Below are 17512 nucleotides of genomic sequence, written 5' to 3'. Positions count from 1 at the left end.
CGTCCCCGCCTCAGCCGAGGGCACGGTCGAGGTCGGCGACGAGGTCCTCGGCGGTCTCGATGCCCACGCTGATGCGCACCAGGTCCGCCGGCACCTCCAGCTCGGTGCCGGCCACGCTGGCGTGCGTCATCCGGCCGGGGTGCTCGATCAGGCTCTCGACGCCGCCCAGCGACTCACCGAGCGTGAACACCTCGGTGCGCTCGCACACCGCGAGGGCCTGCGCCTCGCCGCCGGTGACGCGGAAGGAGACCATGCCGCCGAAGCGGCGCATCTGCTTGGCGGCGACGGCGTGACCGGGGTGATCGGGCAGCCCCGGGTAGTACACGTGCTGCACCTGCGGGTGCGTGGTCAGGAAGTCCACCACCTGCTCGGCGTTGTCGCTGTGGCGCTCCATGCGCAGCGCCAGCGTGCGGATGCCGCGCAGGGTGAGCCAGGCGTCGAACGGCCCGGCGACGGCGCCCATCGCGTTCTGGTGGAACTCCACCGCCTCGGCGATGCCGTGCTCGCGCACCACCAGCGCTCCGCCGACGACGTCGGAGTGGCCGCCCACGTACTTGGTGGTGGAGTGCACCACCACGTCGGCGCCGAGCGTGAGCGGCTGCTGCAGGTAGGGGCTGGCGAAGGTGTTGTCGACCACCAGCAGCGCACCGGCCTCGTGCGCCACGCCGGCCAGCGCCTCGATGTCGGCGATGCCGAGCAGCGGGTTGGTGGGCGTCTCGACCCAGACCAGCTTCGTGCTGCCGGGGCGCATCGCCGCCCGCACGGCCTCGACGTCGTGGCCGGCGGGCGTGTACTCCACACCCCAGCGCTGCTGCACCTTGTCGAAGAGCCGGAAGGTGCCGCCGTAGGCGTCGTTGGGGAACACCACGTGGTCGCCCGGGGTGCACAGGGCGCGCACCAGGGTGTCCTCGGCGGCCAGCCCGGAGGCGAACGCGAACCCGCGCTCCCCCTCCTCCAGCGCCGCGATGTTGCCCTCCAGGGCGGTGCGCGTGGGGTTGGCCGAGCGGCTGTACTCGTAGCCGCCGCGCAGGCCTCCCACGCCGTCCTGCTTGTAGGTGGAGGTGGCGTAGATGGGCGGGATCACCGCGCCGGTCGTGGGGTCGGGCTCGTAGCCGGCGTGGATTGCACGCGTCTCGAAGCCCGCCTTCTGCTGCTGCTCGCTCATCCCGGCAGGTTAGGGCACGCGTGGGACAGTCCCCGCCTCGAGGACGGCCACGATGTCGTCGACGTCCAGGCGGCCACCGGCCACGCCCATCACCAGGTCGAACGCGGCGTCGTCATCGAGTGTGTCCTCGAGCCCGTTCAGGTCCAGGAAGACCACGGTGGCGAGCCAACCGAGTCGCCTGTTGCCGTCGACGAGCGCATGGTTGCCGCACACCGAGTGCAGCAGCGCGGCGGCCTTGCCCACAAGGCCGGGGTAGGCGTCCTCCCCGAACACCGTCGTGCGCGGGCGAGCGCTCGCGGACTCCAGCAGGCCGGGATCACGCACCGGACCCGCTCCCAGGTCGCGCGTCAGTCGGAGCAGGTCCTCCAAGTCGAGGTACTCGACCCCGCCACGTTCGGTCACACCGACCCGAGGCGGTCCAGCACGTCACCCCAGCGCTCGCGCTGGCGCTCGGAGCTCGCGGCCACCTGACCGCGGTGCCGTGAACCGTCCGCAGCCTCGAGGACGGCACGACGCACCGCCTCCTGCCGCGAGACGCCGTCACGCTCTGCGAGGACCGTGAGTGCCGCGTCCAGCTCCGGGTCGGTGCGCAGGGTGAAGGCCATGTCGGCCAGCGGACTGCGAGTGATACCAGTTCGGTACCAGCACGGGTGCCTCACCAGGGAACGTCCAGGCACCCGACGGTGTTGCAGACTGGTGAGACCACCCGATCCGGAGGTAGCCCATGTTCTCCCGCACCAAGAGCCAGCTCGTCGAGGCCGACCAGGCCCTGCCCGGCCGCACCGAGCGCCCCTGGCGCCTGGCCGACAAGCACGTCGTGCTCGACGCGCCCGTCGTCACCGACACCGCCCCCGACGGCTACGAGGTCGCGATCTTCGGCCTCGGCTGCTTCTGGGGTGCCGAGGAGATCTTCTGGCAGATGCAGGGCGTCTGGTCCACCTCGGTGGGCTACGCCGGCGGCCACACCCCGAACCCCTCCTACGAGGAGGTGTGCTCGGGCCGCACCGCCCACACCGAGGCCGTCCGGGTCGTCTTCGACCCGGCCCAGGTCTCCTACGCCGACCTGGTGAAGAAGTTCTTCGAGGTCCACGACCCCACCCAGGGCTTCCGCCAGGGCAACGACGTCGGCACCCAGTACCGCTCGGCGATCTACTGGACCACCCCGGAGCAGGAGCAGGTGGCCCGCGACCTCACCAAGGTCTACGGCGACGAGCTCGCCCGGCGCCGGCTGGGACAGATCACCACCGAGATCCGGCCCGCCAGCGAGACGCCCTACTACTACGCCGAGGACGTGCACCAGCAGTACCTGGCGAAGAACCCCTTCGGCTACCGCTGCCACGCCAACACCGGCGTGCGATTCCCCGAGACCGCCTGACGCCTCACACCAGCACGCACGGCCCCGCACCCATCGGTGCGGGGCCGTGTCGCGTCCCCAGTTACCCCCAGTAGTGGCCGAACCCATGAGCGAACGGCACTGCGGAGGGGTCCACCACGCCTGCGCGGCCACGTCGAGGGCTCGTTTGTTCATAGGTTCGACGGCCGCGACCCCGACCTCGCACCCGGCGCCTGGGCTGCCGCGGTTCCTGCGGCATCATCGCGCGTGATCATCGCGCGTGGGGTTCCCCACGCCGCGGTTCCTCGGGCGATGACCGCCAGCCTGGAAGAATGGAGGTATGGCCGACCTTCCCCGCAAGGCAGCACGTCGCACGGCTCGCCTGGCCGCTCTGCCGCTCGGCTACGCCGGGCGCAGCGCGCTGGGGTTCGGCAAGCGGATCGGCGGCGCCCCCGCCGAGGCCGTGATGACCGACATCCAGCAGCGCACCGCCGAGCAGCTCTTCCGCACGCTCGGCGAGCTCAAGGGCGGGGCGATGAAGTTCGGGCAGGCGCTCTCGATCTTCGAGTCCGTGCTGCCCGACGATGTGGCCGCCCCCTACCGCGACAACCTCACCAAGCTGCAGGACTCGGCGCCGCCGATGCCCACCTCCACCGTGCGCGAGATCCTCGCCCGCGAGCTGGGCGCGGACTGGAAGGAGCGCCTGGTCTGGCTCGACGGCGGCCCCACCGCCGCGGCGAGCATCGGCCAGGTGCACAAGGGCCGTTGGCACGACGGCCGCGAGGTCGCCGTCAAGGTGCAGTACCCCGGCGCGGGCGAGGCCCTGCGCTCGGACCTCAAGCAGCTCTCGCGCCTGGCGCGCACCATCGGGCCCGTCTTCCCCGGCATCGACATCAAGCCGCTGGTCGAGGAGGTGCAGGCACGCTACGAGGACGAGCTGGACTACCGCCTCGAGGCCGAGGCCCAGCACGCCTTCGCGGTGGCCTACGCCGACGACCCCGACTTCGTGGTGCCCGACGTCGTCGAGCACGGCGAGACCGTGATCATCACCGAGTGGCTGGACTCGGCCGGCTCGCTGGCGACCATCATCGCCGAGGGCACCACGCAGGAGCGCGACCACTACGGCGAGCTGTACACCCGCTTCCTGTTCGCCTCGCCCGGCAGGACCGGGATGCTGCACGCCGACCCGCACCCCGGCAACTACCGCGTCATCCCGAACGAGGACGGCACCCCCGGCCGGCTCGGCGTGCTCGACTACGGCGCCGTCGCCCGGCTGCCCGAGGGCACGCTGCCCAGCGCCATGGGCAGCCTGATGCGTCTGGCCAAGCTCGCCGACGCGGAGGACCTGATGGAGGGCCTGCGCCGCGAGGGGTTCGTGAAGCCGAACATCACGGTCGACCCCGAGCTCGTGCTCGACTACCTCTCCCCGTTCGTGGAGCCCACCAAGGTCGAGCGGTTCCGGTTCAGCCGGGACTGGATGCGGGCGCAGTTCCAGCGCATCAACAACCCGCGCGAGCCCGGCTACACGGTCGCGATCAAGCTCAACCTGCCGCCCTCGTACATGCTCATCCACCGCAGCTGGACCGGCGCGCTCGGCGTGCTGAGCCAGCTCGGCGCCGAGGCGCCGTTCAAGGCCATCTGCGAGGAGTACCTGCCCGGCTTCACCAGGCCGGTCGACGACGGGGACCCCGCCCGGACCGGTTGAGGGTGCGCGCCGTGATCTGATGGCGGGATGGACGGACGTCGCCTCGGAAGCATCGTCGGAGCCACGGGCGGGCTGGGCTTCGTGCTCGGCAGCGCGGGAGGGGTGCCGGCCACCCTGCTGTGGCAGCTGGTCGCGGCCGCGCTCGGCGTCGCCGTGCTGGTCGCGGTGTGGCGCACGACGGCGCCCGCTCCCCCACCGCCATCTCGCGAGGGACTGCGCCTCTACGGCGTCTGCGTGGTGGCCATGCTGCTCGCCGTGCCGCTCGGCGCGCGGCTGCTGACCGCGGCCGACCTCGAGCAGCTCGTGCGGGTGTGGGTGGTGCTCGTCGTCGGCCTGCACTTCCTGCCGTTCGCCCGCGCCTTCGGCACCCCACTCTTCACGCGGCTCGGCGTCGCCCTGGTGGGCGTGGCGCTCGTGGGAGCCGCGCTCGCGACGGCGTCCGGCGCCGACGACGGCACCTGGCCGGCAGCGACCGCGGTGGCTGCCGGGTTCGTGCTGCTCGGGTTCGCGCTGGGCGGACTGGCGGCCCGCGAGACGCGGGCCTCCGCACCGCGCTGAGCAGTCACCGGACGCTCGCGCCCGCGGCCCGACGGCTCAGCCCCGGTCGCTGGGGTCGCCTGTGGACGCATGATGGGCTGATTCACGACCGACCGGAGGGCCAGTCGCGGAACCTGGCGGCCAGAATTCTGGCCCTCCTGTTCCGTGATCCCACGTGGACGTGGGATCACCCCCCGACCGCTCCGAGCTCACCCGACCGGCGCGCAGTCGTGACCGCAGCCGCCGTCCCCCTCCACCGGACCGTCGGCGTGCGCGGCGGGGCGGTGCAGCACCGCGCCCGACGGCGTCACCCGCACGTCGTCGCCCTCGACGCTCGCGGTGCCGTCGACCAGCAGCGTGTAGCCGCGCTCCTGCAGGGGCGGGAACAGCAGGGTCACGACCGGGTTGGCAGCCACGTTGCGACGGCTGCCGCCGCCCGGGTCGCGCACCATCAGCATGCCGTCGTCGGAGACCTCGGGCTCGACGGTCACCGCCTTCACCCGACCCTCGCTGTTGCTCAGCAGGTAGCCGGCGCCGAAGCCCTCCAGCGCCTCCTGCAGGTCACCGATCGCCACCGGAACGCTCATGGCACCGAGGCTACGCCCGGTCGACCCACCGCTCACCCAGCTTCTCGGTCCGGGCGGCGCCCGAGGTCAGCTCCGCGGCCCACCGGTCGACGTCGGCCGCCTCGGGGGGCGCCACGCCCAGACGCAACGTCACCTCCGCACCCCAGTCGGTGCCCAGCACCGCGATCCCCCTCCCCCGCAGCGCTGTCTCCACCCGTCCTGCCTCCGCGTGCGGCAGCACCAGGCGCAGCTCGTGCAGCAGCTGCCGCTCCACCACCGGGGCCGCCTCGACCGCGGCGCGGACGGCGTCGCCGTAGGCCCGCACCAGACCACCGGCTCCGAGGAGCGTGCCGCCGAACCAGCGCGTCACCACCGCGACGACGTCGCTGAGGCCCTGCCCAGCGTGGGCACCGCGCAGCACCTCGAGCATCGGCGCACCCGCGGTGCCGGCGGGCTCACCGTCGTCGCTCGCCCGCTCCACGGGCTGCGGCGGCGGCCCCAGCACGAACGCCGAGCAGTGGTGGCGCGCGTCGCGGTGCGCGCCACGCAGGCGCTCGACGACGGCGCGGGCCGCGGCCTCGTCGGGCACCCGCTCGAGCGTGCACAGGAACCGCGAGCGGGTCACCTCGATCTCCGCCCCGGTGGAGCCGGCGACGGTCAGGTAACGGCTCACCCCCGTCATCGAGGATTCACCACAGCCCGACGACGTCGCCACCGATGCGCACCACGAAGGCGCCGACCACCAGCACGAAGAACACCCGGACGAAGCCCGAGCCCCGCGCGACCGCGGTGCGGGCTCCGAGGTAGCCGCCCACCAGGTTGCACGCGCCCATCACCAGCGCCACCTTCCACAGCACCACGCCCTGCGGCACGAACACCACCAGCGCGCCCAGGTTGGTGGCCCAGTTGGCCAGCCGCGCCTTGGCGGAGGCCTCGAGGAAGGAGTAGCCCAGCAGCGCCACCAGGCAGACCACGAAGAAGCTGCCGGTGCCCGGGCCGAGGGCACCGTCGTACAGGCCGATGGCCAGCCCGACGCCCACGGCGGCGAGCGTGTGGCGCCGTCCGGCGAACCGCAGCGAGGTCACGCCGCCGAGGTCGGGACGGAGGAGCACGTAGGCGCCCACGAGCAGCAGCACCACGAGCACGATCGGGTCGAAGGCCGACTTGGGGATCAGGAACGCGATCCCGGCTCCCAGCCCGGAGCCCAGCAGGGAGAACAGCATCAGCGGCAGGAACGTGCGCGGGTCGGGTCTGACCCGGCGGTAGTAGGTGGCCGAGCTGACGGTGGTGCCGCAGAACGAGGCCAGCTTGTTGGTGGCGAGGATCTGCACCGGGGAGGCGTTCGGCAGCCCGAGCAGCAGCGCGGGCAGCTGCACCAGGCCGCCACCACCCACGACGGCGTCGACGAACCCGGCGGTCAGCCCGGCGAGCCCCAGCAGCGCGAGCACCAGCAGTGTCGGGTCCTCCACGGCTCAGGCCACCGCCCGCAGCAGCGCGGTGACGACGGCGGCGGCCACCACGGCCACCAGCACGTGGGCGCGCAGCAGGAGCAGCACCCCGGCGACGGCGACGCCGGCCGTGGCGGCATCGACCCCGAGACGTCGTCCGTCGGCGAGCGTGGAGGTGACCACCAGCGCCGCGAGCAGCACCGCCGGCATCAGCGCGATGACGCCGGCCGCGCGCGGCGGCAGCTCCCGGCCACCGAGCAGCAGCGGGCCGGCGCCCTTGATCAGGGCTGTCACCACCGCCACCAGCACGATCATCAGCCAGATGTTCACGCCGGCTCCTCCCCGGGACGGGCCGGAGGGGAGGGCACGCGCCCCAGACCCACCAGCGCCACGACGGCGGCCACCAGGATCGGGACGCCCGCCGGGGTGAACGGGACGAGGGCGAGCGCGACCAGCGCCCCCACCAGCGCGACGCCGCGCGTGCCCGGCGTGCGCAGCTCGCCCACCAGCAGCGCGAGGAAGAAGGCGGGGAAGACGGCGTCGAGCCCGAGGGCCTCGGTGTCGCCGAGCAGGTCGCCCCCGAACGCGCCGAGGCAGGTGCCGCCGACCCAGCCCAGGTACTGCGGCACGGTGGCGCCGAAGAGCAGGTGCCGGTCGAAGGTGCCGTCGCCGCGGTTGGCCATCACCCACGAGGGGTCGACGACGGTCTGCCCCTGGAACCAGCGCTTGACCGGGCGGCCGGGCAGCGACGGCGCGAAGGCCACCCCCATCGCCAGGAACCGCCCGTTCATCAGGCCGGCGGCGGTCACCGCCGTCAGCAGGCCACCACCCGCGCCCACGATGGCGACGGTGGCGAACTGGGCGGACCCCGCGTGCACGACCGCCGACATCACCACCGCCTGCAGCGGCGTGAACCCGGCCTGCACCGCGACGACGCCGAAGGAGGTGGAGAGCAGGAAGGCCACTGCGGAGAAGGGTGCCCCCATGCGCACGCCCCGCCGGAAGGAGCCGCCGGGTGACGGCGGACCCCCGGACGTGTGCTGCACCGTGCCACCCTAGGTGGGGTGCGGATCGTGTCGTTGCTCCCCTCCACCACCGAGATCCTCTTCGCCCTCGGGGCGGGCGAGGAGGTGGTCGGCGTGACCTTCGAGTGCGACTTCCCTCCCCGGGCGCGCGAGCGGCGGGTGGTCTCCACCTCCGCCATGCCCGAGGGTCTGGAGCCGGGCGAGATCGACGCGTGGGTCTCGGCGGCGATGGCCCGCGGCGAGGACCTCTACCGCCTCGACGAGGGCGCCCTGGCCGAGCTGGACGCCGACCTGGTGGTGACCCAGGACCTGTGCGCGGTGTGTGCCGTCGACGTCGCCACCGTCGACGCCGCCCTGGCCCACCTGGGCTGCCGCGCCGAGGTGCTCACCTGCGACCCGCACACGCTCGAGGAGGTGTGGGGCAGCGTCGCCGCGATCGGACGGGCCACGGGCCGCGAGGAGGCCGCCGCGCGGATCGTGGCCGAGCAGCGCGCGCGCCTGGCCGCGGTGCGCGAGCGCGTCGCCGGCCGGTCGCCGGTGCCCGTGGCCTTCCTGGAGTGGACCGATCCGCCCTACGCGCCCGGGCACTGGATCCCCGAGATGATCACCGCCGCCGGCGGCACCCCCGTGCTGGGTGAGGCGGGGCGGAAGTCGGTGCGCACCACGTGGGAGGCACTGCACGCCGCGGCGCCCGAGGTGGTCGTCGTCGCCCCCTGCGGCTACGACCGTGCGACCTGCCAGCAGCACGCCGACGCGCTCGTGGCCGCCGGTCGGCTCCCGGACGGCGTGCGCGTGCACGCCGTGGACGCCAATGCCTCCTGGGCGCGCCCGGCACTCCGGCTGGTCGACGGCGTCGAGGAGCTCGCCGGGGTGCTGCACCCGCGCTGAGCGCTCCGGTGTCGGTGGCGGCCGGTAGACCACGGGCCATGATCCCCGTGACGACGCCGGCCGCCACCGGCCCCTTCCCGCCCGACGACCCGACGCTGCCCACCGCGCGCGAGTGCCTGCTCTGCTACGTGGCGCGGATGCTCGAGGACCACGGGTGCGACACCAGCCTGCGCTGGTCGCTGCGCTTCCGTGACGCCCGCTCCCCCACCGCCACCGGCCTGGCCCGGCGCCTGGGCGGGATGGGCGGGTTCTGCGACTGCGAGCTGCTGCTGAACGCCTACCGCCTCGCCCGACACCTGTGCGTGCGCGACCTCGCCACCGACGAGCTCGAGGCACCGGCCGAGCAGCCGGACTGCGCGGGGGTGCGTCGCACCTCCACGCACCCCTGCGCCAACTGGGAGCGTCAGCGCGGCCTGGCCGGCAGGTAGCGCAGGTGGCGGACGAGCCCGTTGCCCTGCGTCACCCGGTCGCTGCCCACCTCGATCTGGATGCGGATGCGGTGGCCCAGGTAGCTCTCGTTGCTGCCGAGCCGCGAGGTCGCCACGCCCCGCGCGTTCGTCCGCAGGCACGTCGTCCTCGAGAACGTCTCCCACAGGCCGCGGTCGAAGTACTGCGCCTGGTGGCGCACGCAGCGCCCGTCCCGGGCGGGTCCCACGCGGGTGTGCGTGACCGCCACGGAGCCGACCCGGTACAGGTAGGTCCGACCGCGCCGGCCCACGTGGCCCGAGAGCCGTGTGGACAGCGCGGCGCGCAGCGACGGCACCGCGAGCTCGGCCCGCGACGGCTCCGAGTGGGCACCGCCCGTGTACACAGCCTCCACGTCGGTCGCGCCACGCAGGCGCGTGGTCAGGTGCCCCGCCCGCCCCGGTGGCACCTCGACGGTGCCCAGCAGCCGCCGCACGCCCTCGCTCCTCGCGTAGACCTCGACCGTGCGCTCGAGGGACAGCGAGTTGAGGCCGACGTCGAAGGTCACCGGACGCCCCCACTCGGGGCTCGTGTACGGGCCGACCAGGGAGCTGCTGAGGCGCACCTGCGAGCCGAACCGGGCCGTGGACCGCTCGACCCACAGCGCGTCGTTCGGCGCGTCGAGCAGGGCCTGGTAGAGCGACCCGCCCCGGACGACGGTCGCGAGCCGCTCGGCGCCGCCGGGACGCGGCAGGTGCAGCGGCGCGCGGTAGCCCGGCGCCATCAGGGTCGCCGAGTCCCCGTGGGCCACCACGGTGAGGTCACCGTCGGCGGCCACGCCGTGGACGTCCGGCACGGCCGTGCGTGCCACCTGCTCCAGCGTCCGGGCGTCGAGCGTCAGCACGGCGTCGGGGCCACGTGTCACGATCTGGAGCCGGCCGCCCTGCGCCGCGTCACCGACGGCCTCGACGACCTGCCCGGGTACGTCCCGCCGAGCAAGCTCGACCAGGAGGCCGTCCTGCTCCCCCAGCCGGTACCGCACGGCACGCCCCGCTCCCGCGGCCGTCTCGACGACGTGCACCACGGCGGCATCGACCGCGTCGGGCACGAGCTCCGGGTCGGTCCAGGCGCCCGCGAGGGGGGTGACCTGCCCGCTGTCCCGGTCGAGCAGCACCAGGCCCGCGACCTGGTCGGCCTCGCAACGCGAGACCAGCAGCATGGCGCTCCCCAGGTCGGCCGCGCGGGTGGGGCAGGTCCCGGCACCGAGGTCCCAGCGACGTTGGGCGCCGAGCACCGGGTCGTAGCGCTGCACCGCCTGCTCCCCGGGCAACGACAGCAGCACGTCGTCGTCCGCGCGGACGAGGGCCAGGTCCGTGGCCCCCGCGAACCCCACGGCGTCGGTGAACCCCACCACGCCGCGGAAGGTCCCCTCGTCGACGTGCAGCCCGTCCTCGCGCAGCAGGAACACCTCCTCGGGTCCGCTGGCCACGAGGTCGACGAAGGCCGGTGCTCCCTGCCGACCCGCCGAGTCCGACGAGACGTCAGGATCGGCCGCCGCCACGGTCGCGCCGTCGAGCACGAGGGTGAGCGCGACGACCAGGGCTGCGACGACGGCTGCCCGGCCTGATTGAGTGGATCGCTGCAGCGCGACGGCACGCAGTCGCATCGCTCAACCCCTCACGAACCGGAACGGCTGCTCGGCCACCACGTGGCGCTTGCCGTTGCCCTGCTGCACCCACGACATGCGCAGGGTGAACGTGACGCCGACGGCCAGCGGCCCCGGCATGGCGTAGCGGATCCGGTTGCGGCCGTACCGGTCGGTGCGCAGCAGGTCGGTGGAGGCCACCAGCGTGCTGCGGTCGCGCACCTCGAAGACGGTGCGGTACTTGGGCAGCGCCGGCTTGAGCACCGAGGCGAACCTGGCCAGCTGGTCGGCGCGGAAGAACACCTCGCCGGTGCGGTGGCGACGGATGAACCCCACGCCCTTGAGCGTGCCCACGGGCTCCACCTCGGCCTGCTGTCGCGCGGTCGCGGAGCGGGTGGAGGCGTCGCCGGCGTAGACCGCCTCGACGGTGGTGGGCGCGAGCATCCGGTAGCGGAGGACGGCGGGCCGGCGCTGGGCCGGTCGCACCTGGCCGATCAGCTGACGGCGCCCGTTCGCCGTCGCGTAGACCGACACCGTGCGCTGCGCGGCGGTGGTGTCCAGTCCCACCCGGAGCTCGATCGTCTCGCCGTAGTTGTACGGACTCTGCTTGTTGCCGAAGGGCGGCCGACCGCGCAGGGACAGCTCGACCTCGGCGCGGCGCTTCGGGGCGAAGCTGGTCAGGTGCAGGCCGTTCTCGCGGTCGCGACTGAAGGCGTGCCAGGCGCCGCCACCCCACGCCACGGCGTTCCGCACGAAGACCGTGCCAGCAGGCGTGACCGGTCCGGTCGCCTCGGCCCGCTGGCCGGCGCCGTCGAGGAAGTACCAGGCGCGGAGCGACACGACCGCGAGGGCGGCGTCGGCCCGGCTCGCCGTGGCCATCGCCGGACCGACCGCGCTCGAGTAGGGCAGGTAGGCGCCGCTCTCCACCGTGCCCGGGTCCGACCGCCACCCGTCGTCGAGCAGGACCCGGCGGTCCACGCCCACGGTCAGGTGGCGGACGTAGGAGCCTCCGTAGACGCCGGGTGGAACCAGGCTCCGCTGCCCCACGACCTCCGCGGAGGACGCGTCGACGTCGAGGCGGAGGTCGAGCAGCCGCTGAGGTCGGGCGAGCTCGAGGGCGACCACGCGCGTGGGCGCGGTGGGATCCACCGCGATGCGCCAGCTGGTCGTCGGGACCGGTTGCTGGGGATCCTCGGGGGCCTGCGGGGCGGGGAGGACCTCGGGCAGCGGCGTCAGCGACCCGTCCTCGGGGTCGAGCAGGACCAGGCCCGGGTCGCCGTCCTGGCAGTCGTCGACCACCCAGACACCGACGGTTGACGGGGCCGCCTGGGCCGGGCAGGAGCCCTCGCCCAGCGACCACTCCTGCACCGCCAGGGTCGCCGGGTCGAGGCGGGCCACGGAGCCCTCGTCGGGCAGCGCCGTCCACAGTCCGTCGTCGGCGGCCCGGGCGAGTCCCTGAGCCCCTGCCAGCGCGGCCACCTCGCCCTGCTGCACACCGGCGGTGCTCCACACCTGCAGCGGTGCCGCGGGCCGGGTCACGAACACCCGGCCGCGGGCGTCGTCGGCGACCATCCCGGTGACGACCGGGATGGCGGGAGGCTCGTCGGCGGCCGCGGCGGAGGGGACACCTGCCGGTGACAGCACGGGAGCGGCAGCCAGGAGCGCGGTGGTCAGGACGAGACGGCGCACGCGCACCAGGACTCCCGAGAGGTTCGAGCGATGAGGACGGCGCATCGTATGCGGTCCCCGCCGCCCGTCCCGCATCCGGAGCGCGGGGTGGGTCAGCCGACCCAGAACCCCCGGCCGCCACCGAACCAGTCGCCGTACCCGCCCGCGCCTCCCGGGCCGCCGAGCCCGCCCGGACCGCGCGAGCCAAGGTAGGAGCCGACGACAGCAGCGCCGAGGTCGTCGAGCTCGGGCGCCACCACCCGGCCGTCCACCCGTCGCGCCATCGACTCGATGAACCGCGCCAGGCCGGGGTCCTCCCCGAGCCGGAAGAACGTGGTCTGGGCGCCGAGGCGGCGGGCGTTGTCGAGCTCGCGCACCGCGTAGGCGATCGTCACCGGGCTGGGCGGGTAGTCGAAGTAGGTGTGCCCGCTGGCCTCGAGGTGCGAGGTGGGCTCGCCGTCGGTGACGATCAGCAGCACCGGCTGGGCGTTGGGGTGCTTGCGGAAGTGGCGGTTGGCCAGCAGCAGGCCGTGGTGGAGGTTGGTGCCCTTCTCGTACATGGCGTCGAGCGCGGTCAACTCCTCGATGTCCATCACCTGGGCCTGGCGCCCGAACGCGATCAACTGCAGCGCGTCGCCGCGGAACCGGGAGCGGATCAGCGTGTGCAGCGCCAGCGCGGTGCGCTTCATGGGCACCCAGCGCCCGTCCATCGCCATCGAGAACGAGGTGTCCACCAGCAGCGCCACGCACGCCTGGGTGCGCGCCTCGGTCTCGGACACCTCGATGTCCTCGATGCTCACCAGCGGCCCAGCCGGGGCGCCCTCGCCGTCGGCCACCCGGCGCTGGACGCCGTTGAGCACCGTGCGCGGGATGTCCCAGGGCTCGGTGTCGCCGAACTCCCAGGCCCGGCTGGCTCCCGAGCGCTCGCCGGCCGCGCCGGCCTGGCGCAGGTCACGCTGCCCCTGGCGCCCCGACATGCGCTGGGCGACGTCGCGCAGCAGCGCCTTGCCCAGCTGCCGCATCGCCTTCGGCGTCAGCTTGAGCTGGCCCGAGGAGTCGCGCCGCAGCGTGCCGCTCTCGCGCAGCGCCTTCTCCAGCTGCTGCAGCGTGCGGGCGTCGACGGCGGCCTGGTCGCCCAGCTGGCGGGCCAGCAGGTCGAGGTCGACGTCGTCCAGACGGGCGCCGCGGTAGCCCTGCGAGAGCTGCTCGGAGAGCGAGTCCAGGTCGGCGAGGTCCTGCAGCACGCCGGTGCCGTCGCCCAGCCCAAGCCCCTGCTCGCCGTCGAAGCGCTCGGACCCGCCCCAGTCCTCGCCGGGTCGCAGGGCCTGCAGGTTGGCGTCGAGCTGGGAGAGCTGCTGCTGCAGCTCGGCGCTGCCGAAGGCCTGCTGCGAGAGCGCCATCAGCTCCTCGCGCTGCTCGGGCGTCATCGAGTTCATCATCCGCTGGGCGGCGGCGGCGCGCTGCGCGAGCGCGTCGAGCAGCTCGTCGATGTTTTCGGGCCGCTCGGGGAAGAAGTCCCCGTGCTCGTCCATGAACTGGTCGAAGTCCTCGTTGGTGTCCTCGCCGCGGGCGTGCTTCTCGAGCAACTCGTTGAGGTCGGCGAGCATCTTCTGCACCGCCGCGCGATCCTCCTCGGTGGCACCCTCGAGCGCCTGCTTCATCCCGGCGAAGCGCTGGTCGAGCAGCTCGCGACCCAGCAGGTCCTTGATCTGCTCGTAGGTCTCACGCGCCTCCTGGGAGGCCCAGTCGTAGTCGCTGAGCGAGGAGACGGCGGCCGCGGGGCTGCTGGGCAGGTTCTCCAGCTGCATCTCGCGGAACGCGCGGTCGGCGTCGTCCATCATCGCGTCGCGGGCCAGCTGCTTGCGCTCCTCGAGCACGGCCTGCTCCAGGAGCTCCTGCACCTGGCGCATGGTGCCGTCGAGGTCGTGGCGCTGCAGCAGGTCGCGGCGTCGCTCGGCCACCTGGCGGGCCAGGTCGTCCAGGCCGCGCTGGTCCTGGCCGCCGCGACGCAGGTACTCCTGCATCGCGCGCTCGGGCGAGTAGCCGGCCATCACGTCCTCGCCGATGGCGTCGAGCGCCTCGGCGATGTCGACCGGCGGTGCGAGCGGGTCGCCGCCGTCGTAGCGGCGGAAGCGGGTGCGGTTGCGGGGCATCTGGTCCGCCGATCAGCCGTACACGGTCTCGGAGCCGTCGGAGTCCTTGCCGATCTTGCGCCCGAGGTAGAGCCCCTCGAGCGCGAGCTCGATGGCGCCGGCACGCTCGCCGTCGTCGGTGGCGCCCAGGCGCTCGCAGATGTCGTCGTAGAGCTCCGACTCCCCCAGCACCGGCAGCCCGGTGAGGAAGTCGCGCGCGGTGACCTGCTCGCCGGTGGCCACCATCGCGCCGTTCTCGATGGCCTGCACCAGCAGCCCGAGGTCGAGCCCGCGCAGGTGGGCGCGCACGACCTCCGCGGTCGCGGTGCGCAGCAGGTGCGTGAGCACCTCCTCCTCGCGGCCCTCCTCGCCGCTCTCGAACTCGATCTTGCCGCCCAGCACGTCGACGGCGGTCTCGAGGTCGACCACGCGCGCCACTGCCCGCTCCTCGCCCTGACGGGCGGCCCGGTGCAGGGCGGCCGCGGCGATGGTCTCGGCCCCGGCGATGGCGAAGCGGGCGCTGACGCCACTGCGCTGGTCCACCGAGGAGGAGCCCCGCAGGTTGCGGGTGAAGCGGGCCAGCACCTCGACCAGGTGGTCGGGCACGTGCGCCACCAGGTCGGCCTCCTGGCGGATGACGGCCACCTCGGCCTCGAGCTCGGCCGGGTAGTGAGTGCGGATCTCGGCGCCGAAGCGGTCCTTCAGCGGGGTGATGATGCGACCGCGGTTGGTGTAGTCCTCGGGGTTGGCGCTGGCCACCACGAGCAGGTCGAGCGGCAGCCGCAGCACGTAGCCGCGGATCTGGATGTCGCGCTCCTCCATCACGTTGAGCATCGCCACCTGGATCCGCTCGGCCAGGTCGGGCAGCTCGTTGATGGCCACGATGCCGCGGTGGCTGCGCGGGATCAGGCCGAAGTGGATGGTCTCGGGGTCGCCCAGCGACCGCCCCTCGGCGACCTTCATCGGGTCGACGTCGCCGATCAGGTCGGCGACCGAGGTGTCGGGGGTCGCGAGCTTCTCGGCGTAGCGCTCGTCGCGGTGGCGCCAGGTGACCGGCAGGTCGTCGCCGAGCTCGGTGGCGCGGCGCCGGGACTCGGTGGTGATCGGCTCCATCGGGTGCTCGCCCAGCTCGGCGTCGGCGATCACCGGCGTCCACTCGTCGAGGAGCGCCACGAGCGAGCGCAGCAGCCGGGTCTTGCCCTGGCCGCGCTCGCCCAGCAGCACGATGTCGTGGCCCGCGATGAGCGCGCGCTCGACCTGCGGGATGACGGTGCTCTCGAAGCCGTGCAGACCCGGCCACGGGTCCTCGCCGGCGCGCAGCCGGGCGAGCAGGTTGTCGCGCAGCTCGGTGCGCAGGGGCTTGGGCTCGTGCCCGGCGGCGCGCAGCTCGCCGAGGGTGTTGATGGCGGGGGCCGCGGACTCGGTTGCGGAGGTCACCTCCTCACGCTAACCCCGCCTCCAACCGTGGACCTGTGACCACCGACACCTGGTCACGCCCTACGCTCCCGCCAGGACCCGATGGGGAGGGTCCACCGAGGACAGGGGTGCCGCGTGGCGCGCAGGCTGCTCAAGACCAACGACACGGCGTGGCTGTTCACCGACAGCCACCGCACGCCCATGCAGGTGGGCATGCTGGCCACCTTCCGGGTGCCGGCCGACCGGCCCACCTTCGTGGCCGACCTGGTGGCGCGCTGGCGCGAGCAGCGCACGTTCGCGCCACCGTTCAGCTACCTCTACCGCTCGCTGCCGGTGCCCAGCTGGTCGGAGCTGGACCCCGACGAGATCGACCTCGACTACCACCTGCGGCACTCCGCGCTGCCGGCCCCCGGCTCCCAGCGCGAGCTCGGCGTCCTGGTCTCGCGGCTGCACTCGGCCAAGCTCGACCGGCGCTACCCGCTGTGGGAGTGCCACGTGATCGAGGGGCTCGAGGAGGACCGCTGGGCGCTGTACATGAAGGCTCACCACTCCCAGGTCGACGGCGTGGGCGGCATCCGGCTGCTGCGTCGCGCGCTCTCGGTCGACCCCGACGCCCGCGGCATGCTGCCTCCCTGGGCCATCGGCACCCGCGGCCCCGACCAGTCCGGCGTGCCGCGCGAGGAACGGCCGAGCAAGGCCGTCGAGCCGGTGGGTCGGGGCTCAGGTGGCTCCGGTCCGTCGGGAGCGCTCGAGCGGCTCGGGTCCGCGGTGGGCGCCGGCCTGGGCGCCGGCACCGCGGTGGCGGGCTCCCTGGCCCGCACCTGGGGGCAGAGCGTGACCGGCCTGGGCGTGGAGCCCGGCCGTGCCGTGCCCTACCGGGCGCCGCACACCATGTTCAACGGCCGCATCCACACGCCGCGACGCTTCGCCACCCAGCACTACGAGACCGACCGGCTGCGCGGACTGGCCCGCCAGGCCGGCGTCAGCCTCAACGACGTCTTCCTCGGGCTGTGCGGCGGGGCGCTGCGGCGCTACCTCACCGAGCAGCACGCACTGCCCTCCACCGACCTGGTGGCCAACGTGCCGGTCTCGGTGCGCACCGGCACCGAGGCCGGCGTCGGCAACGCCATCACGTTCCTCTACGCGCGCCTGGGCACCGACGTCGCCGACCCCGTCGAGCGCCTGCAGGCCATCCGCGCCTCCACGCGTCTGGGCAAGGAGCGGCTGCCCCAGGTGGGTCAGGCCGCCATGGACGTCTACACGGCGGCGCTGATGCTGCCGTTCGTGGGCCAGTCGGTGCTGGGTCTCGGTGGTCGCACCCGGCCCGCGTGGAACCTCGTGCTCAGCAACGTGCCAGGGCCCGCGGAGACCCGTTACCTCGACGGCTCCCCGATGGAGGAGCTCTTCCCGGTCTCGCTGCTCTTCAACGGCCAGGCGCTCAACATCACCGGCGTCTCCTACGGCGGCGGGTTCAACATCGGCTACACCGGCTGCCGCGACTCGGTGCCCAGCCTGCAGAGGATCGCGGTCTACTCCGGCGAGGAGCTCGAGCGCCTGGAGTCGGCGCTCTCCTGACCGA

18 protein-coding genes are annotated in these 17512 nt (G+C 73.7%); 6 read left to right on the top strand and 12 right to left on the bottom strand.

The window, feature by feature from the left end; genetic code table 11:
* Positions 1-10: 10 nt before the first annotated feature.
* The 3 genes from ABD948_RS06595 to ABD948_RS06585 are packed head-to-tail and all read right to left on the bottom strand — an operon-like array spanning position 11 to position 1770.
* Positions 11-1165, bottom strand: coding sequence for a cystathionine gamma-synthase (locus ABD948_RS06595; RefSeq protein WP_345263880.1), 1155 nt, complete (start codon positions 1163-1165; stop codon positions 11-13).
* A gap of 9 nt (positions 1166-1174) precedes the next feature.
* A complete protein-coding gene (locus ABD948_RS06590; protein WP_345263878.1) occupies positions 1175-1567 on the bottom strand; it encodes a type II toxin-antitoxin system death-on-curing family toxin in 393 nt (130 codons plus the stop codon).
* Positions 1564-1770, bottom strand: coding sequence for a ribbon-helix-helix domain-containing protein (locus ABD948_RS06585; protein ID WP_345263876.1), 207 nt, complete (start codon positions 1768-1770; stop codon positions 1564-1566). The genes ABD948_RS06590 and ABD948_RS06585 overlap by 4 nt, the downstream gene beginning before the upstream one ends.
* 119 nt (positions 1771-1889) lie before the next feature.
* Here ABD948_RS06585 and msrA point away from each other — a divergent pair, with 119 nt between their 5' ends.
* The 3 genes from msrA (at position 1890) to ABD948_RS06570 (ending at position 4761) form a co-directional block, all read left to right on the top strand.
* The gene (gene msrA, locus ABD948_RS06580) at positions 1890-2540 is read left to right on the top strand and encodes a peptide-methionine (S)-S-oxide reductase MsrA (protein ID WP_345263874.1); all 651 of its coding nucleotides are present in this window, start codon (positions 1890-1892) and stop codon (positions 2538-2540) included.
* Between the two features lie 298 nt (positions 2541-2838).
* Positions 2839-4203 carry an ABC1 kinase family protein gene (locus tag ABD948_RS06575; RefSeq protein ID WP_345263872.1) on the top strand — a complete coding sequence of 455 codons (1365 nt, stop codon included), beginning with the start codon at positions 2839-2841 and terminating at the stop codon, positions 4201-4203.
* A gap of 27 nt (positions 4204-4230) precedes the next feature.
* A complete protein-coding gene (locus tag ABD948_RS06570; RefSeq protein WP_345263870.1) occupies positions 4231-4761 on the top strand; it encodes a hypothetical protein in 531 nt (176 codons plus the stop codon).
* A 188-nt stretch (positions 4762-4949) separates the two neighbouring features.
* Here ABD948_RS06570 and ABD948_RS06565 read toward each other — a convergent pair whose 3' ends face one another.
* From ABD948_RS06565 to ABD948_RS06545, 5 genes are read right to left on the bottom strand one after another with little or no spacing between them, the layout of a single operon-like run.
* Positions 4950-5327 (bottom strand): pyridoxamine 5'-phosphate oxidase, encoded by a 378-nt coding sequence (locus ABD948_RS06565; protein WP_345263868.1) that lies wholly within the window; start codon positions 5325-5327, stop codon positions 4950-4952.
* Between the two features lie 10 nt (positions 5328-5337).
* Positions 5338-5988 carry an IMPACT family protein gene (locus ABD948_RS06560; RefSeq protein ID WP_345263866.1) on the bottom strand — a complete coding sequence of 217 codons (651 nt, stop codon included), beginning with the start codon at positions 5986-5988 and terminating at the stop codon, positions 5338-5340.
* Positions 5989-5995: 7 nt separating this feature from the next.
* The gene (locus tag ABD948_RS06555) at positions 5996-6775 is read right to left on the bottom strand and encodes a sulfite exporter TauE/SafE family protein (protein WP_345263864.1); all 780 of its coding nucleotides are present in this window, start codon (positions 6773-6775) and stop codon (positions 5996-5998) included.
* Between the two features lie 3 nt (positions 6776-6778).
* Positions 6779-7084: an AzlD domain-containing protein gene (locus ABD948_RS06550; RefSeq protein ID WP_345263862.1), complete on the bottom strand. Its 306-nt coding sequence runs from the start codon at positions 7082-7084 to the stop codon at positions 6779-6781.
* A complete protein-coding gene (locus ABD948_RS06545; protein WP_345263860.1) occupies positions 7081-7800 on the bottom strand; it encodes an AzlC family ABC transporter permease in 720 nt (239 codons plus the stop codon). The genes ABD948_RS06550 and ABD948_RS06545 overlap by 4 nt, the downstream gene beginning before the upstream one ends.
* Positions 7801-7827: 27 nt before the next feature.
* Here ABD948_RS06545 and ABD948_RS06540 point away from each other — a divergent pair, with 27 nt between their 5' ends.
* On the top strand, positions 7828-8667 hold the full coding sequence (locus tag ABD948_RS06540; RefSeq protein WP_345263858.1) for an ABC transporter substrate-binding protein: 840 nt from the start codon (positions 7828-7830) through the stop codon (positions 8665-8667).
* A 38-nt stretch (positions 8668-8705) separates the two neighbouring features.
* Entirely contained in the window at positions 8706-9095 is a 390-nt protein-coding gene (locus tag ABD948_RS06535; protein ID WP_345263856.1) for a DUF2695 domain-containing protein, read from the top strand.
* On the opposite strand, the gene ABD948_RS06530 is transcribed toward ABD948_RS06535, so the two are convergent.
* The 4 genes from ABD948_RS06530 to ABD948_RS06515 are packed head-to-tail and all read right to left on the bottom strand — an operon-like array spanning position 9071 to position 15954.
* Positions 9071-10738, bottom strand: a complete 1668-nt coding sequence (locus tag ABD948_RS06530) for a C2 domain-containing protein (protein WP_345263854.1) — start codon at positions 10736-10738, stop codon at positions 9071-9073. The two genes, ABD948_RS06535 and ABD948_RS06530, sit on opposite strands and share 25 nt — an antisense overlap.
* 3 nt (positions 10739-10741) lie before the next feature.
* Positions 10742-12451, bottom strand: a complete 1710-nt coding sequence (locus ABD948_RS06525; protein ID WP_345263851.1) for a hypothetical protein — start codon at positions 12449-12451, stop codon at positions 10742-10744.
* Between the two features lie 47 nt (positions 12452-12498).
* Positions 12499-14538, bottom strand: coding sequence for a vWA domain-containing protein (locus ABD948_RS06520; RefSeq protein WP_345263849.1), 2040 nt, complete (start codon positions 14536-14538; stop codon positions 12499-12501).
* A gap of 12 nt (positions 14539-14550) precedes the next feature.
* On the bottom strand, positions 14551-15954 hold the full coding sequence (locus ABD948_RS06515; protein ID WP_345263847.1) for a magnesium chelatase ATPase subunit I: 1404 nt from the start codon (positions 15952-15954) through the stop codon (positions 14551-14553).
* A 114-nt stretch (positions 15955-16068) separates the two neighbouring features.
* Between ABD948_RS06515 and ABD948_RS06510 the strand changes: the two genes are divergently transcribed.
* Positions 16069-17508 (top strand): wax ester/triacylglycerol synthase family O-acyltransferase, encoded by a 1440-nt coding sequence (locus tag ABD948_RS06510; RefSeq protein WP_345263845.1) that lies wholly within the window; start codon positions 16069-16071, stop codon positions 17506-17508.
* The last annotated feature ends 4 nt before the right edge of the window (positions 17509-17512 follow it).

This window comes from Nocardioides nanhaiensis (assembly GCF_039542785.1).
GTDB classification, from domain to species: Bacteria; Actinomycetota; Actinomycetes; order Propionibacteriales; family Nocardioidaceae; genus Nocardioides; species Nocardioides nanhaiensis.
Note: the sequence above shows the minus strand (reverse complement) of the source record. Positions and strands in the feature narration are given on the sequence as shown.

What these genes read in the sequence shown, in the direction of transcription:
- ABD948_RS06595 (WP_345263880.1), bottom strand. Translation starts at nt 1,165, where the DNA reads ATGAGCGAGCAGCAGCAGAAGGCGGGCTTCGAGACGCGTGCAATCCAC.
- ABD948_RS06585 (WP_345263876.1), bottom strand. Translation starts at nt 1,770, where the DNA reads ATGGCCTTCACCCTGCGCACCGACCCGGAGCTGGACGCGGCACTCACG.
- msrA (WP_345263874.1), top strand. Translation starts at nt 1,890, where the DNA reads ATGTTCTCCCGCACCAAGAGCCAGCTCGTCGAGGCCGACCAGGCCCTG.
- ABD948_RS06575 (WP_345263872.1), top strand. Translation starts at nt 2,839, where the DNA reads ATGGCCGACCTTCCCCGCAAGGCAGCACGTCGCACGGCTCGCCTGGCC.
- ABD948_RS06570 (WP_345263870.1), top strand. Translation starts at nt 4,231, where the DNA reads ATGGACGGACGTCGCCTCGGAAGCATCGTCGGAGCCACGGGCGGGCTG.
- ABD948_RS06565 (WP_345263868.1), bottom strand. Translation starts at nt 5,327, where the DNA reads ATGAGCGTTCCGGTGGCGATCGGTGACCTGCAGGAGGCGCTGGAGGGC.
- ABD948_RS06560 (WP_345263866.1), bottom strand. Translation starts at nt 5,988, where the DNA reads ATGACGGGGGTGAGCCGTTACCTGACCGTCGCCGGCTCCACCGGGGCG.
- ABD948_RS06535 (WP_345263856.1), top strand. Translation starts at nt 8,706, where the DNA reads ATGATCCCCGTGACGACGCCGGCCGCCACCGGCCCCTTCCCGCCCGAC.
- ABD948_RS06530 (WP_345263854.1), bottom strand. Translation starts at nt 10,738, where the DNA reads ATGCGACTGCGTGCCGTCGCGCTGCAGCGATCCACTCAATCAGGCCGG.
- ABD948_RS06525 (WP_345263851.1), bottom strand. Translation starts at nt 12,451, where the DNA reads ATGCGCCGTCCTCATCGCTCGAACCTCTCGGGAGTCCTGGTGCGCGTG.
- ABD948_RS06520 (WP_345263849.1), bottom strand. Translation starts at nt 14,538, where the DNA reads ATGCCCCGCAACCGCACCCGCTTCCGCCGCTACGACGGCGGCGACCCG.